General features: G+C 41.6%; 12 protein-coding genes. All 12 read right to left on the bottom strand.

The annotated features are described in order from the left end of the window. Positions 1-23: 23 nt before the first annotated feature. The 12 genes from DXX94_RS03025 to DXX94_RS03080 all read right to left on the bottom strand — a co-directional run bounded on the left by DXX94_RS03025 (position 24) and on the right by DXX94_RS03080 (position 16,059). Positions 24-2,645, bottom strand: coding sequence for a hybrid sensor histidine kinase/response regulator (locus tag DXX94_RS03025; RefSeq protein ID WP_116013766.1), 2,622 nt, complete (start codon positions 2,643-2,645; stop codon positions 24-26). Beyond that, complete coding sequence (locus DXX94_RS03030) at positions 2,645-3,808, bottom strand: response regulator (protein WP_116013767.1); 1,164 nt, start codon at positions 3,806-3,808, stop codon at positions 2,645-2,647. Before DXX94_RS03030 ends, DXX94_RS03025 begins: the two co-directional genes overlap by 1 nt. Before the next feature lie 131 nt (positions 3,809-3,939). Continuing rightward, positions 3,940-5,667, bottom strand: a complete 1,728-nt coding sequence (locus DXX94_RS03035; RefSeq protein ID WP_116013769.1) for an ATP-binding SpoIIE family protein phosphatase — start codon at positions 5,665-5,667, stop codon at positions 3,940-3,942. A 4-nt stretch (positions 5,668-5,671) separates the two neighbouring features. Further along, positions 5,672-5,980: an STAS domain-containing protein gene (locus DXX94_RS03040; RefSeq protein WP_116013770.1), complete on the bottom strand. Its 309-nt coding sequence runs from the start codon at positions 5,978-5,980 to the stop codon at positions 5,672-5,674. A 15-nt stretch (positions 5,981-5,995) separates the two neighbouring features. Further along, positions 5,996-7,192 (bottom strand): methyl-accepting chemotaxis protein, encoded by a 1,197-nt coding sequence (locus DXX94_RS03045; protein ID WP_116013772.1) that lies wholly within the window; start codon positions 7,190-7,192, stop codon positions 5,996-5,998. Further along, positions 7,185-8,273 (bottom strand): protein-glutamate methylesterase/protein-glutamine glutaminase, encoded by a 1,089-nt coding sequence (locus DXX94_RS03050; protein ID WP_116013773.1) that lies wholly within the window; start codon positions 8,271-8,273, stop codon positions 7,185-7,187. Before DXX94_RS03050 ends, DXX94_RS03045 begins: the two co-directional genes overlap by 8 nt. Before the next feature lie 17 nt (positions 8,274-8,290). After that, positions 8,291-8,953 (bottom strand): chemoreceptor glutamine deamidase CheD, encoded by a 663-nt coding sequence (gene cheD, locus DXX94_RS03055; RefSeq protein ID WP_115999992.1) that lies wholly within the window; start codon positions 8,951-8,953, stop codon positions 8,291-8,293. An 80-nt stretch (positions 8,954-9,033) separates the two neighbouring features. Then, a complete protein-coding gene (locus tag DXX94_RS03060; protein WP_116013775.1) occupies positions 9,034-9,879 on the bottom strand; it encodes a CheR family methyltransferase in 846 nt (281 codons plus the stop codon). A 10-nt stretch (positions 9,880-9,889) separates the two neighbouring features. Next, entirely contained in the window at positions 9,890-12,670 is a 2,781-nt protein-coding gene (locus DXX94_RS03065) for a methyl-accepting chemotaxis protein (protein WP_116013776.1), read from the bottom strand. Positions 12,671-12,767: 97 nt separating this feature from the next. Beyond that, positions 12,768-13,250, bottom strand: coding sequence for a chemotaxis protein CheW (locus tag DXX94_RS03070; RefSeq protein ID WP_115999989.1), 483 nt, complete (start codon positions 13,248-13,250; stop codon positions 12,768-12,770). Between the two features lie 65 nt (positions 13,251-13,315). Beyond that, the gene (locus DXX94_RS03075; protein WP_116013778.1) at positions 13,316-13,840 is read right to left on the bottom strand and encodes a chemotaxis protein CheW; all 525 of its coding nucleotides are present in this window, start codon (positions 13,838-13,840) and stop codon (positions 13,316-13,318) included. Then, positions 13,840-16,059: a chemotaxis protein CheA gene (locus DXX94_RS03080; RefSeq protein ID WP_116013779.1), complete on the bottom strand. Its 2,220-nt coding sequence runs from the start codon at positions 16,057-16,059 to the stop codon at positions 13,840-13,842. The genes DXX94_RS03075 and DXX94_RS03080 overlap by 1 nt, the downstream gene beginning before the upstream one ends. Positions 16,060-16,062: the final 3 nt, after the last annotated feature.

Below are 16,062 nucleotides of genomic sequence, written 5' to 3' on the forward strand. Positions count from 1 at the left end.
TCCTTTGAGCTTATCTTTCAATTTTACATGGTAGTATTCAAATTGCTAAAAAATTGAGATAGCTCAGCAGAGTTGAAAGGCTTACGTAACACTGGATATGGCCAACTCTTATCGTCGTTATCTATATAGCCACTCATTGAACATATTTTCGCCCTCGGATAACGTTGCTGCACCAATGCTGTGGCTTCACGTCCAGAAGTGTCAGGCAAGATCATATCTGTCATAAAAACATCAAAGGGCCCTTTAAGATCAATAGCTTCTAGCAAGTCTGCTTTATTACTGACATGTACGGTTTCTGCACCAATGCTCTCTAAAAACAGCGCTACAAATTCAGCAATACTCGCTTCATCATCAAGAATTAAAATACGCTGGCGGTTAACCCCGCCAAGTTGACTGCTTGATGAGTCAATGGCTTTGTCACCCGACCTATCAACATTAGCTTTTTCAACACAATTACACGGAAACTCAAGCACAAAATGCGCACCACCGAGTTCTGACTTGCCATAGACTCTTATTTGCGCATTGTGTTTATACATAGTGCTATAGACATTCGCCAAGCCGATACCATGACCTTTACTGACTGACTTACTTGAATAAAACGGATCAAATATTTTAGTAAGGTTTTCCGAGACAATGCCAATGCCGCTATCTTTGACATGTATTTCTAAACTGCCTTTGGCATTGCAGTATGCGGTTAACTGAATTTTCCCACCTTCATTCTGGGCGAGTGCTTTTTCCTGCTCCTTAATCGCATCTTGTGCGTTAATCACGAGGTTAAGCAGAATGTTAATAAACTCTCCTTGCGGAAAGTTTATGGAGGCTTGGGTGTCTGGTAAATTAATTTCAAGCTCGATATTGGCGACTAAAACTTGTCTAAACAAGTATTGGTTATCAAGTATGTCTTTTAGTGGATCAAATTTAACCACTTTAACCATCGGCTTTTTAGTAAATGCCAACAAGCGCTCGGTAACACTTTTTCCCTTATCTATTGCATTCTTAACACGCTCAATGTACCGAGAGATATTTTGCTCACCTTGCGAAAACTTAAGCTCAAGCATTTCAATCGCGCCAAGGGCAACACCTAACACGTTGTTAATATCATGCGAAACACTGCCAAAAGTATTGCCAAGTAAGGCTAAACGACTGCTAATTGCCTGTTGCTGTTCTTTTCTGAATTTGTCAGTAACATTTTCGACAATCCAAATGTAAACACCTTTATCGGCTTCATAAGTGACTGATAAATCAAAAACATTATTATAATCGTCAAAGCTAATGTGAGTTCGCTTGAGTTGGCCATACTGATTAGCGGTTTTTTTAAGCGACATGTATTCACTAATGCTAAAATTTACATAGTCAAACAAAGCCGTATTACTGCCGCCTTGCTGCGGCGAAATATCTTGGTATACCACGTTGTCATCTTCATCAATAAAGAAGATTGGCACTTTAATGGTGTAATTAACGAGCGCGAGTAGCTTAAGTTTTTCAAATACCGCTTCACTGCGAGTAATGTCTCGACTAATACCAAATAGTGCAACGACCTTACCATCTGAATCAACTTCCACTTCACCTATAGTTTCGATTTTCGCTTTCTTACCACTTGCTTGTAATATGGTGGATTTATGATGGAGACTTTGCGCACACTCAATACTGCGCATAAAAGCATTGCGAATTTGTTCTCGTTCAGCTTTCGAATGGAACACAAGTTCATTCTCTAGGTTCGGTCGAAATGCATGCGGCTCAGTGCCATATATTCGATATAGCTCAGTTGACCAGAACATTTTTTGTTCAACAACATCATAACGCCAATGCCCTGAATTACTGATTTTTTCTGCCAGTGAAAGGTAGTTATTTTGCTTGCGCAATTGTTGTATAAGTGACTTGGTTTCCGTCACGTTGCGCACTGCACCATACATCCGTTCCGGTATGCCGTCGCTATCACGTTTTAGCCTTGCCGTGGCATTCACCCATAACACCTGATTGTTAGTGGTAGTAACTTGATAGGTTGTATTAAAACTTGTTTGTTGGTCTTTAAGTAATAGATCGACTTGTTGCAACATGTTTTGCCATTGCTGCTCATTAATATGCCTTTGCCAAAAACTACTTGGTACTGAAAGCGCTTGGCGTTTATAGCCAAGCATGGCAATCAATTCTGGTGAAAAGTACACTAGATCTGATGCGATGTCCCACTCCCAGTAGGTTTCATCAAGCGCTTCTAGTGTCGTTCTAGTGTCTTCCTTAAGCGGTTCACTCACTTCTTTTGGATGAGCTATATTGGGTACAACAAACAGCCATAGTTTATCGCCAGCTTGATGCTCTTTAACAGTGACATAAGACAAACTTGAGTTTGCCGCCTCGAGTAACCACAGCGATTGGTGTTGCTTGTGAGATCCAGTTTGCTCTGCTGATTTGGCTTGACTGATTTTTGGGGTTTGCTCTAACCCGTTGCCTATCCCATTATCTAGCGCACGTTTTACAGAATGAAAGGGGTAATCCTTTAATATCGTGGCTAAGGGCTTACCCACTATTTGTTCTGGGTTTAGACCAACTAAACTAACCAATGCAGGGTTAGCTGCCGTGATATCTCCATCACTATCAAGCTCTACAACCGCAACTGGCAGTTCTGTTAATGAGATGCTTTCAGCCATCAAAATAGCTCATCATCGTCATCAAAATCTTCTACTACTGCTTGCTGCTGGTTAAGCGACTTCAGGCTATCAACACTGCCAAGAGCTTGATCCAATAACTGTGTAACTTCTAAAAAGTTAACATCATCCTGGGTATGTTTTTTCAATGCTTTGTGCACTAAGTCAGTTAGATAAATTTCTTGATCTTCATTCATATCTAACACATGAAAACTCATGCCCATATTCTGGACAATTTCATTCATCACTTCTTGTTGATGATGCTTTGAAATTTCGATCATTTTCTTTGTTTTCACCACGGCTTGTTGAATCTGCTCTTGTACTTCAACCAACGAATTTTTATAGGTGATAAATGCCATACGCGCACCGATACATTCGATAACCGAAGCCAATGCATCGATATAAATATCAGTATCGATTGCGCCTTCCTCTAAATTCAGTACCAAAATTGAGACTAGCGGATGATTAAAAATCGTTCGTGTACCAAAGCGATATAGACGCGGTTTTACTTTAAGTAGCTCCATTACACCGATTTCTACAGGCGAGCATAGGCCATTTTTAGAACTGTAAAACAATGGTTTTTCTTGCAGAGGATAAAAGGCAATACAGCCATGCAAATTCATGCTGTAAAAAAATGAAAAGACTTGATCGCGAATTTCTTCAAAGCTAAAACATTGGTTTAAACGAGAGGTAAGCTGCATACAAGCACCGTATTTAGATGCTTGCGCCATCGAGACATTAATGACCCGATCTTTAGACATTAACTCACTTTCAAAGTCATGAATTTTGTCTTGATAATTAATCAGTTTTTCGAGCTTTTGACTAAGCGTAATTAGCGAGATAGGTTTTGCTAAAAAGTCATCAGCGCCACATTCTAAACCTTTTAGAATTGCTTCTTCAGTAGCAAGCCCAGAATAAAGCACAAATGACTCAGCCCCGTATTGTCTATCAACACATTTTTTTATCCATGCAGAGCCAATTTCTTGGCCTATGTATTCATCAACCAAAGCAATATCAAATTTGCCATGTTGTTCAATTTTAGCTTCCCCTAAGTTTAAGCTATCAGCAACTTCAACGGTAAACACTGTTTCAAGGCATTCTGCCAACAACTCTAAATACTGGTTGTCATCATCGATGATCAGTACTGTCTTTTTTGATTCTGTCATTCAATAGTCCTTAATTTTTGACAAATGTAATTGCCAAATAAGAGCCCAAACAACAGGCTCAAAAACGGTTTACATTCGCAGCATTCCTGTCTGGATAATATGTAATAAAATTGTGCTATTAACGCTAATTATTATGAAAGTAGGTAACTTGCCGTCACTTCGCTCCCGCCTTTGCGATAGTCTAATTGATCACAAAGTTGGCTCACTAGGATAATTCCGCGGCCACTTAACGCCATTTCAACTTCTTGCTCAGTCGAAATTTTCTCTAGAAATGCTTTGTGGTCAAACCCCTTGCCGCTGTCTTTAATTACAATGTCCATTCGCCCTGAGCCAGCAAGTTGGTAATAGCTTAACGATAATTCAACTGTGCCATCAGTTAGTTGTTGTAATCTTTTTTCCCGCTCATGAAAATACAGCGCAAAACCTTCAGCCTCTTTTTTCAAAGATGAATCGAGTCCCAATACGCCATGGTCCAATGCATTAACAAACAATTCAGTTAAAATAGTGAATAGGTTTTGCCATTGTTCCCCACCACCTTCGACTTCTTGAATAAAGCTCATCGCAATAGGTATAGGGTTTACTTTCGCGAGCTTTTCCCCTGATAGAATAATATTCCACTGCCACAAAGCCCCAGATTCAGGTAGCTCAACAAAGGTACCATATGGTGCAGGTTTGGCGGCTGGTGGCAAATTAACTGCGACAGGTTTTACCCAATCACCGCAAGGCACACTGATTAGTGAGATATCATCTTCTTGCAGTGCCCCCTGACAGAATTGTTCAACATCGTAAAGTACAGTTTCACCGAGTGTTTGATTGGTAACACCTAGCTTTGCCGCCTGCTCAAAACGCTCGATACCATACATTTCACCGCCATGATTACCCGCCTCGATAATACCATCACTTAATAAAAGTACGCTGTCGGTTGGGGCTACTGATACCACATCGAGCTTACTGCCAGGCAATAGCGATTGAATGACCCCCAGAGGTGGATGCGTGGACACGATTTTATGCTTAATTTCACCTAGCTGATCGTATACATACGTATCAGGTAAGCCTGCATTAAAGACATAAGCCGTTGCATCACTACTTGAAATACTGACAAAGCCTGCGGCTAAGAACAGATCTGATGGCAGTAAATCGTATAGCTGATTGTTCATTTGAACGATAATCTCAAAGAGACTAAAGCCCTTTTTAGTCATCACTCGAAACGTTTCAGCTAACGGTATTGCGCCAATAGACGAGCGCAAACCATGCCCAGTGAAGTCCCCTAATAATACATTCACGTCGCCATTTGGGCATTGTGCCGTTAATTGAATATCACCACTGAATAACTCAGCAGGTTTTTTTAGAATATCAATTCGGTCAAGGGCAAAGTTACGCGATTCAATTACGCCAGACATCAACTGCTCAGCTAGTTCTGCGTCTTGTTGTTGCGCCTGCTGTAGTGACTTAACCTGCGCATACAGATCGCTAATACGTTGAATTGATTTGATTTTGGCTTTGAATACTTCCGGTGAAAAAGGTCGAACTAATATCCCGTCGCCGCCCGCTTCAATACTTTCAATAAATGCTTGGTCAGTATCCATACTGGTAATAAAGATCAACGGTGCCAAGGTATTTTTTGACAATGACTTTATTTTCCGTGCGGCCTCGTAACCGTTCATCACGGGCATGTTGATATCCATCAACACAAGATCCGGCTGATATTTGATATACATATCTACACCGCGCGCACCGTCGTTAGCGGTAAACACGCGATAGCCTTCTTCTTTTAAAAGTACACCAAGCACTTTACATTGCATGACTGAATCATCAACCACCAATGCCAATTTGTAATGACGTTCCTGCGGGCTGGCCATATGCTTAATTCTCGATTTTTAGCAAACGGTGAAACTGAGCAATCTCCAAAATTTTTGCGACAGACTCATTAGGCTGTTTAATAATAACCGAACCTGACAGTTTCTCTGCATGGTCTTTCAGTAGTAAAATCATACCTAATGCCGAGCTATCCATATACGATGTTCTTGATAAGTCTAGGGTAAATACCGCACCTTGAGCGACTTCGCCAATGTAGCTGTCACGAAACAGCTGGTGCAATGAAAAATCAAATCTGTCATCAATTCCTATGGTGATTTCTTTTAGGTTTGAACTTACATGTTTCTTGACTGACATTTACAACTCTCCTCATTAAAATAATTCGACATCGCCTTCGTCCATTGACGATTGAGACACTGTTCTTGCTTGGTTAGCTTGCTTACTCGCTGTAACAGCGTCGGCACAAAACTTCTTAACTTCGTTTAATTGGTGGCTCATATCTTCCAGCGTAGAAATTCCAGCCAGTACCTGCTTAAGCTTAGCTAAATTATTCAAATTAAACGTTAAAGAATCAATAGTTTGATAGGTCATATCTTCAAATTGCAAAGAACGAACGCCGGTTACCGCCGTCTCATCGATCTGTGCAGATATCGTCGCTAAGCGTTCAACAATCGTGTTAGTTTGTTCGTTGACATGTCCAACATGCTCCATCATGACACTGACATTATCTTTCGCTTGCAGCGTTGAGGTCATGTCTGCTGACGCCATTACTTCTACAGAACTACGCAATTTTTCAATGGTTTCTTGCGCACCTGAAATTTCAGCGCGAATATCGTTGTTTAACTCGGTTGAGTTGACCGAAAGTGCACGAACTTCGTTAGCAACGACCGCAAAGCCTCGACCAGCTTCACCAGCGCGAGCTGCTTCAATTGCCGCATTCAACGCGAGTAAGTTTGTTTGGCTCGCTAGATTTTCAACTTGCTCTAGTAAACCAAATATACCACCAATTTTTTTAACCATTTCATCGGTATATGACATGGTTTCTAAACTCTGCTTACTCGTATTGATAATAACACTTACAAAGTCTTCGAGTGTTTGATTTGAGTCTTCAACAAACGAAGCCAGTGTTGTTCCGCCTTCATCACCAATATTTTGATTGGTTTCAATCACTTCACTGATCATTTGTTGCTGCTCTTGGCTCAGCGATTGCAGACTTTTAAAGCTGTATGAAATTCCGCTAATCGCGTCACGAACTAAACCCGTTACTCGCTGATGTTCCTGCTCTATAACACTTACTTCTTGATCAATCAGTGCAGACATTTGCTCGACACTTTCTTTAAGCAAGCTAACATCACAGGTATCTGTCGTATTGCTTGGCTGAGTATCTGCTACTTGGTCGCTGCCAGTCTTTAGTAAGTTTTCTGCTCTCAATAAATTGATAACTAAGCCAGTCACTAGTACCAGTAAAATTGTTGTTAGCCAAGGAAGTTGCAGTGCAATTTGATTAATAATCGCGACTAAACACAAGGCAATTAGTAGCTTAAGTTGCATATTCTGGTTGTTAAGCATTGAGAGCCCCTTTCATTTCTTCGCGAGTTAATGCTGCATAGGCAAGAACTTCTTGGGCGATGTCTTGTAACGCATGCTCGCTAGTATGGGCATTTAACGCGTAAGCGGCTCCAGGCATTCCCCATATCAAGCTAGTGGCTTTGTTTTGGATCATGGTACGAGCACCATGGTTTTTCAGCCTCGCCATCGCCGCAGCGCCATCTTGCCCCATACCCGTCAGCAAGACAGCTTGGACATTAGCAGCTATTGGCTCTAGCGAATCAAATAATACATCAACAGATGGCTTATGGCGGTTAACAGGTTCAGAATCATCTAACACAGAAAATAACGCACCATTTTTGTGTACCACCTGCAAGTGCTTGTCACCTGGAGCAACGTAAACATTACCTTCTTTTAATTTCTGACCGTGCCTTGCTTCTTGAACAGTGACCGCAACATGGCCGTTCAACCGAGTTGCAAAACGCTCACTAAATTTTGGCGGGATATGCTGAGCAATGACTACTGGCGGACAATTCACAGGCAATTGATGAATCAATTGTCTAAGTGCGTCTGTACCGCCTGTTGAAGAGCCAATCGCGACAATATGATTTGCTCGCTTACAGCCTGCAAACGACAAAGTTGTATGTTTATCTGACTTAACGGAAGATATCGCTGATGATAACTGAAAGCTCTTTTGGTCAACTTTTACGGCTGATTTGATTTTCTCAAGTAGCAGATCCTTAAATGCATATCGATTAGCTAGTAACTTCTCAAAACTTGGCTTTGCAATAAAATCAACAGCACCAAGCTCTAATGCTTCTAACGTAATATCTGCGCCTTTCGTTGTCAGCGTTGACAGCATGATCACAGGCATCGGGCGCAAGCGCATTAAGTTGCTTAAGAAAGTGATGCCATCCATTTTAGGCATTTCAACGTCCAAAGTTATCACGTCCGGGTTAAGCTTTTTTATTTGCTCTCTGGCGACATATGGATCCTTTGCTTCACCTACAACTTCAAGCTCTGGATCTGAGCTGATAACCTCTGTTAACAAGCCACGAATTACCGACGAATCATCGACAATGAGCACCTTAGTTTTATTCATATTCACTGATTTCACTTTTAAAACAATTCGACATCACCTTCAACCACTTCGTGGTCGATGCGCGTGCGGTAATCACTTTCGCGCTGGGCAATCGTATCGTTGTGTAAATTATCTAATCTTTTGACAAAAGCGCGACCGGTTAATGGGTCGAACATTACTTTTCTTGGATAAATGGAACCGACATCATGGTTGATAACTTCTATCCGTTCGGTTTTTAAATAGTCGAAAACAAAAGCGGTGTTGCGTTCACCAATATCTGACATTTTCTTTAACACTTTGCCGCCACCAAATACTTTGGCTTTTAAGTTTCTGCGCAAGCCCCCTTGTTTAAGCAGCATATTGATCAAGTGCTCCATCGCAAAATTGCCATAACGAGTGGCATCTGAAGCAAGGCCGCGCTGGCCCCAATCTACTTCATCCGCATTCTTATCTGTGGCAGGTAACATAAAATGATTCATACCACCCACTTGCGCTTGCTCATCCCAGATGCACGCTGAAATACATGAACCGAGTGTGGTAGAAATAAGTACCTCGTCGGACGTCATGTAAAATTCGCCGGGTAATATTTTGGCCACAACCGTATTTCGTTGTTTGTCCCAGTAGTGGTTCACATGCTTAAACTCAGACGCACAATGTGCTAGTGCTGATCTAAGCGCCGATTTCTCGTGTGCATTTACCATACTTGCTATTACTACTCTCTATATTTGCCAATATTAATAAGGCGTATTTATTTAAGATGGTCTCATTTGACCTATAAAATCTATTCTGGCTTTCTAAAAATTGTTCTACCGACGTTTTCAAAATAACGTTGGTACTCGCCAAGGTTTTCACTGTGACCTAGCATCAATAAACCACCGGGAGCTAGTAACTCGTAATAACGAGCAAATAAGTCTTGCTGAGTTGCTTTATCAAAGTAAATAATCACATTCCGGCAGAAAATCACGTCAAATGGCCCTTTAACTGGCCACTCGTGTAACAAATTCAACTGCTTAAACGTAATTAGTGAGCGAACCTCATCAGTCACTCTAACTTTCGTTTCATTTGCACCAGTACCTTTTTTAAAATACTTTTGTTGAATTGATTGTGAGATACCTTCAACACGATTTGCGGTATAAACGCCTTCTTTTGCCGTTGCCAACACATTACTATCAATGTCGGTTGCGAGAATTTTTATATCCCATTGACTAAGCACCGGTGCAAAGCTTTGATGTGTAGTAATTCCTAAACTATACGGCTCTTCGCCTGTTGAACTGGCACTCGACCAGAGCCTAATGCGCTTTGAGTCACTATTTTTATTAAGCAATTTAGGAAATTCATGCTTAGCAAGGTAGTCAAAATGATGCTGCTCACGATAAAAACTGGTTAAATTCGTGGTAATTGCATTAATAAAATACGTTCGCTCTTGCTCCGGTTGAGATCTTAACAAATCACAGTAAGCGTCGAAGCTTGGTAGTTTTCGTTCACGAATAACGCGAGTTAAGCGACGATAGAGCATTTCACGCTTAGCTTCACCCAGCACAATGCCAGCGGAGTCATAAACGTAATCGCAAATAAACTTAAAATTCTTACTACTAAGCTGATAAGAATCTTCTCTTACATCCTTCATCTAGTTGAACCTAAAACTCTTCCCACTCGTCATCAGCAATCGTTTTGGCTCTTGCTTGACGAGTTGGTTTAGGCGCGCGAAGTTGAGGCTTTCTGGTTACCTCTCGAGTTACGGTGCTTTGAGCAACCTTCTCTTGTTCGCCATTGTCAAAATAAGCCACCTGCTCTAAAAGCCCTTGTGACTGTTCTTCCATTGATTTACTGGCAGAGGCCGCTTCTTCAACTAGTGCAGCGTTTTGTTGTGTCATTTCATCCATTTGACTAACAGCTGCGCTCACTTCGCCAATACCGGCTGATTGCTCTTTACCTGCATTGTCAATGTCAGCTAGCATGCTACCCACTTCTTCTATTGCACTGACAAGCTGCTCAAATGTTTGGCCAGTTTCATCGACCAGTTTTGTACCTAGGCCAACAGCCTCAACACTGTCGTTAATCAAGCCCTTAATTTCTTTAGCAGCGCCAGCAGAGCGTTGCGCTAAGTTTCTTACTTCGGCAGCAACCACTGCAAAGCCTCGGCCTTGTTCACCAGCCCTAGCGGCTTCAACTGCAGCATTTAATGCTAATAGGTTCGTTTGAAAGGCAATTTCGTCAATCACACTAATAATATCGGCGATCTTTTTACTCGATTTGTTAATATCCGTCATCGCGGTTATCGCATTGTTGACAACAGCGCCACCGCTTTTTGCTTTTTCAACAACCGATGCAGAAAGCTTAGATGCATTAGATGTATTTTCTGCGTTTTGCTGAACGGTACTGGTTAACTGCTCCATTGCCGATGCTGTTTGCTCTAAGCTAGAAGCTTGCGACTCAGTACGGTGACTTAACTCGTTATTGCCTTCAGCAAGCTCACGGGCAGAATCAAAAACATTGGTCGACGCTGAGCGAATCTCATTAACCATATTGCTTAGGTTTCTGATTGATTCATTCATTGCATCGGCAAGTGCTAAAAATTCACCGTCGTAGCTACCATCCATCGACTGGGTTAAATTACCTCTTGCTAATGCTTGTGCAACGTTTTTAGCTTCGTTAATTGGCTGAATAATTGTATCCATTAAGCCGTTGATACTATCGCCAAGGTTACGCATAAAACCTTCATAGTTATCCGTTGCAATTCGAGTATCAAGTTGGCCTTGTATGGCGGCATTAATTAAGCCTTCAACTTGCCCCTGCGCATCTTTTTGCTCAGTTAAGTCAAGCCACTGCACCGCATTGCCGACGTGATTGCCCTGCTCGTCTTTTAGTGCAATAGCAATCAATTCAAACACTAACCCTGAGACTGAAATCTCAGCGGTATACGGCATGTTATTCATGTCTCCCAGCAAGTTTTGCTGATGAGCTGGGTTCTTATGAAAAATATCGAAGTTCGTTCCGACAACATTACTAGCACTAAAAGATGGAAAGACTTTACGTAAATCATCTTCTCTGCGCGCTAACATTTTGATAACAGAAGGGTTGGCGTAAACAATATTACCTTGTAAGTCCGCCATCATCAGATTGGTTGTCATGCCCTCAACGGCAGACATTAAACGCCCTACCTCTAGTGCTTTTGTACGGGCATCGGTAACATCGTGCCATTCTAGTGCGTTACCAATGTAATTGCCGCTGATATCATTAATTGCCGTCACGTTAAGCTCAAACGTTAGGTGCTCTATATGAATGTCGGTTGTCCACGGTAAGTTAGACGGGTCACTTAGCAATTTTCGCTGATGTTCTGGCTTAACATGAAAACCATCGATACAGGCACCAATCAATGCAGATTCATCTGCGCTGAAACCTGGCCACTTTTTAGCAAAAGTTGCTTCATGGCGCTTTAATAATTCCAACGTAGCTTTGTTCGCGTAGGTGATATTAAAGTCACGGTCGATAAACATACTTGGTGTGTTAGATTGGTCAACCGCACCTTGTAATTGCACTGCTTTATTTTCCTGGGCACGTGCACTCGTAACATCTTGCCACTCTAACGAATTACCTATGTATTCGCCGTTAGCGTCATTAATTGCCGTGACATTTAGCTCAATGGTTAAGTGTTCTATTTGAATATCTGTTTTCCAAGGTAAATTACTAGGATCGGAAAGCAGTGCTCTTTGGTGCTCAGGCTTGACATGAAAAACGTCAATGCAGCTACCTATTACTTTCTCTCTATCAGCAACAAATGCAGGCCACTTTTGCTGAAAAACTTGCTCATGCTTGGTTAGCAATTGCATGGTAGCTTCATTGATATAAGTAACAATGAAGTCACGGTCGATCATCATAAAAGCAGTTGAGGACTGATCAAGTGCTCCTTGTAGTCGTACCGCTAAATCATTACTTGCTTTGGTTGACGTATCCATAGATGCCTCTTTTTGCACTATCTTCACGATTTGTTGTTGCTCTTCACTTACTTGAACTATTGCTTTAAATAGGGATTTAGCAACAGCAGTCCAAGCTTTTTTCGCTGCAACGCTTAATGGTTTGTGTAATGCGGTTTCGATACTTGCAAACACTATTGCAACAATTGAATTGAACGCTTGCTCGTCGAAACCATGAACTTGATGAACACTCGCTATTTTTTTTATAGCGAGTTCAAGCTCAAGTGGATTTGTTAGATTATTGATTAACTTTTCAAAGTTATTGAGTAAATCGGCAGATATAATGATTTCATCTGTGTTATTAAGTCCGAGGTGAGCCACTAGCCAAACTAGCGAGTTACTTTGCTGCACAAGCGAGGTAAAAGCATTTAGACCGAGCATTTTTTGTTCTGCTGGTACTTTTGCCCAACTTGCTTGCACAGTTAATATTTGCTTTGGAGTCATCTTCCCTGCCTAGGTTTACGCTTTTATTACCCGCCTGATAATTCAGGCATGCAACTTCTTTGTTGATAGTTACCAACAAAGAACAACTACGTTGCCGTTATGACATTGTCAGAACCGGGGTTTCATCCATATCAACACTGAATAGCTCGTCTTCATTAAGAAGCGTTGCCGTGTCTAATAAAATAATGAGTTTTTCTTCTACGGTAGCAAGCCCTTTTAAGAAGCTACTGTCGAGTTTGCTGCCAAGTGCTGGCGGTTTACGTACATTGGTTGGATCAAACTTGTAAACTTCAGAAACCGCATCAACAATAATGCCAACAACCATAGGCTTTTCAGGGTTGCGACTACGCAAAATAATGGTGACGGTTTTATCATCATAGCTTAATGGCTCTAAACCAAAGCGTTGTCGTAAATCGACAATAGGTATAATTACGCCACGTAAATTGATTACCCCTTTCAGGTAATCAGGCTTATTAGGCAGTTCAGTGACAGTCGATAATACTCGTATTTCTTGAACGCATAGAATGTCAACACCAAACTCTTCGCCACTTAGCACAAAAGTTAAATATTCTTGTTCCATTAACTTGCTACCAACCTTTTCTTAAGCAATTTTGTCTCACTACTGTGAGTTCAATCATTGTCAGATTAACCAATACTATGAGCTTCTATTTGTTGAAGCTCTTCAACTGACAGCAAAGTCACGACACCATCACCAACGTTGACTAAGCCATCAACATAATGATGTGGGATAACACCGCCCAACGTTGGCGCATTTTTAATTTCGTTTTCTTCAGCATTTAATACATCAGATACTGCATCAACCACAAAGCCAATCGTTCGGCTGTGTTCATCCGATTCATAGCTAAGCACAATCACAACGGTTGTTTCTGTGTACTCAGGCTTACCGATACCAAACTTTAAACGCAGATCGATAATAGGCACGATAACACCACGCATATTAATCACCCCTTTGACATAACTTGGGGAGTTAGGGATACGCGTTGGCTTTTCCCAGCTTCTGATTTCTTCAACACACAAAATATCAACGGCGTATTGCTCATTTTCTAAAAGAAACGTAAGGTACTGCTCACCACTGGTAATAAAGTCTATACCTTCAAGCGAGTATTCACCTTCAACCGGAATGTCTTTCGCGAGTGCTTGAATATCCATTAATTCACTGCTCCTTCAAGCGCTTTTGAATAGTTAGCGATTCGCTCTGCTTGCTTTTCAGCAGCGATCTTTTGTGCCATTGAGATAATGCCTGGGATGTCTAAAATCATAGCAACGGAGCCGTCGCCTAAAATTGTCGCCCCAGAAATACCTGCCACATCTTGGTAGTTATCTTTAAGGCTTTTTATCACTACTTGCTGTTGTGCTAACAAATCATCAACCATTAGACCAACTTTTTGACCATCGGCTTCTACCACCACCATCAAGGCGTTGTCCACGGTTTGATGTTCGGCTGGTAAATTAAACAACTCAAAAATTGGAATCACAGGGACATTATCTTCACGCAAGCGATAAAGCACCATGTCGCCAGATACGCGGTTAATTAAATCGGCTTTTGCTTGCAGTGATTCGACGATGGTAATCAGCGGTACGACGAAAACTTCGTCGCCAACTTTAACCAATTGACCATCAAGAATTGCCAATGTAAGCGGTAAGTAAACTTTAAACGTACTGCCCTCACCAGGCACCGAATCAACTTGTATACGACCACCTAATGCTTGAATGTTTTTCTTAACGACATCCATACCAACACCACGGCCAGAAATATCACTTACCGCTTGAGCCGTTGAAAAGCCCGGCTCAAAAATAAGATCAAAGACTTGTTGGTCAGTTAACGAGGCATTGACATCAATTAAGCCTTTTTCGAGCGCCTTATTGAATACCGCTTCACGATTGATACCGCCACCGTCATCTTTAATTTCGATAACGATACTGCCACCTTGGTGATAGGCGTCTAGCCAAATTGTACCCTGTGCTGATTTACCAGCTGCCAGACGTTTTTCAGCAGGCTCAATACCGTGGTCAACAGCATTGCGCACTAAATGTACGAGCGGATCACCGATTTGTTCCATCACGGTTTTATCGAGTTCGGTATTCTCACCATTGATAATTAACTCGATGTCTTTGCCAGTTTTCTTAGCTAAATCATGAATCAAACGAGGGAAGCGATTGAAAGCGAAGCTTATTGGCAGCATACGAATACGCATCACGCTTTCTTGCAACTCTTTGGTATTTTGTAACAGCTGCTCAAGCCCAGCAGTTAGTTTTTCTACCTTTGAAAGATCAAAGTCATTGCCTAATTCTGACAGCATACTTTGCGTAATCACTAGCTCACCAACAAGATTAATTAAGCTATCTACCTTATCAACCCCTACGCGAATAGAGCCAGTATCTCCCTTGCCTTTAGCTTGTGTTTTAGGAGCCGGTGTCTTAGCTGCGGGTTTAGTAGCTTGAGTAGGCTGACTAGATGAAGATTGCGCTGGCGCATTATTCTCAGCAGCAATCTCTTGTTCAGCCAACGCTTTGCTGGCCGCTTGCTCTAACGCGACATCAGCTTCATTAAGGTGCGAAGGCAATTCTTCAATAGTTTCACTGTCATCAGTAATGGTATTTGGCGCCTTATTAACGGGCTGCTCGTCAACTGATGATGGCGGTGCAGGTGTGTCATCGGAAAGTAAATTGATGTCCAGCTCACATTCATCTTCAACCCACTCAAATACTTCGCGAATATCCGCTTCGCTTGCATTATCTGACATTAACGTGAGTTGCCAATGAATATAGAGTTCTTCAACATCAATTTCGGTGATTGAAGGTAATTGTTCTGTTTTTGCTAAAACAATCAGCTCACCTAAGTCTTCTAGCGCATTAAATAGTAGTAATGGGTCGTTACCTGTCTGAACTAAATGATGCTCCGGAATAAAGGTGATCTGCCAAATTTTGCCAAGTAACATTGGCTCGTCAGCAGCAACGTTGTTACCACTTCCGTCAGTATCTTCGCCATTGGCGAGCAAAAATGACAATCGTTCTGAAGTTTCTTCTATTGATGAAGGATCGTAGTCGTCATCATTTTGAATCGCTTCAATCATCAGTCGAATACAGTCAACAGACGCTAGCAGTACTTCAACTTCTTCATTATTTATTTCGCGTCGACCATCACGCATCTCATCCAACAAAGTTTCAACTAAGTGAGTAAAATCCGTTACGTGACCAAAGCCGAATGTGCCTGCGCCACCTTTAATTGAGTGGGCAGCACGGAAAATAGAGTTAATGGTTTCATCATCACCGTGCTCTAGATTAAGCAGGCTTGATTCCATTAACTCCAACCCTTCGAAACTTTCTTCTAAGAAAGTTGGAATGAATTGCGAGAGATCTAAGCTCATATC

Source organism: Thalassotalea euphylliae, assembly GCF_003390375.1.
In the GTDB taxonomy this organism is placed as follows: Bacteria; Pseudomonadota; Gammaproteobacteria; order Enterobacterales; family Alteromonadaceae; genus Thalassotalea_F; species Thalassotalea_F euphylliae_A.

Excerpts from the sequence above, each read along its gene's own strand:
- DXX94_RS03025 (WP_116013766.1), bottom strand. The coding sequence starts at position 2,645 with ATGGCTGAAAGCATCTCATTAACAGAACTGCCAGTTGCGGTTGTAGAG.
- DXX94_RS03030 (WP_116013767.1), bottom strand. The coding sequence starts at position 3,808 with ATGACAGAATCAAAAAAGACAGTACTGATCATCGATGATGACAACCAG.
- DXX94_RS03035 (WP_116013769.1), bottom strand. The coding sequence starts at position 5,667 with ATGGCCAGCCCGCAGGAACGTCATTACAAATTGGCATTGGTGGTTGAT.
- DXX94_RS03040 (WP_116013770.1), bottom strand. The coding sequence starts at position 5,980 with ATGTCAGTCAAGAAACATGTAAGTTCAAACCTAAAAGAAATCACCATA.
- DXX94_RS03045 (WP_116013772.1), bottom strand. The coding sequence starts at position 7,192 with ATGCTTAACAACCAGAATATGCAACTTAAGCTACTAATTGCCTTGTGT.
- DXX94_RS03050 (WP_116013773.1), bottom strand. The coding sequence starts at position 8,273 with ATGAATAAAACTAAGGTGCTCATTGTCGATGATTCGTCGGTAATTCGT.
- cheD (WP_115999992.1), bottom strand. The coding sequence starts at position 8,953 with ATGGTAAATGCACACGAGAAATCGGCGCTTAGATCAGCACTAGCACAT.
- DXX94_RS03060 (WP_116013775.1), bottom strand. The coding sequence starts at position 9,879 with ATGAAGGATGTAAGAGAAGATTCTTATCAGCTTAGTAGTAAGAATTTT.
- DXX94_RS03065 (WP_116013776.1), bottom strand. The coding sequence starts at position 12,670 with ATGACTCCAAAGCAAATATTAACTGTGCAAGCAAGTTGGGCAAAAGTA.
- DXX94_RS03070 (WP_115999989.1), bottom strand. The coding sequence starts at position 13,250 with ATGGAACAAGAATATTTAACTTTTGTGCTAAGTGGCGAAGAGTTTGGT.
- DXX94_RS03075 (WP_116013778.1), bottom strand. The coding sequence starts at position 13,840 with ATGGATATTCAAGCACTCGCGAAAGACATTCCGGTTGAAGGTGAATAC.
- DXX94_RS03080 (WP_116013779.1), bottom strand. The coding sequence starts at position 16,059 with ATGAGCTTAGATCTCTCGCAATTCATTCCAACTTTCTTAGAAGAAAGT.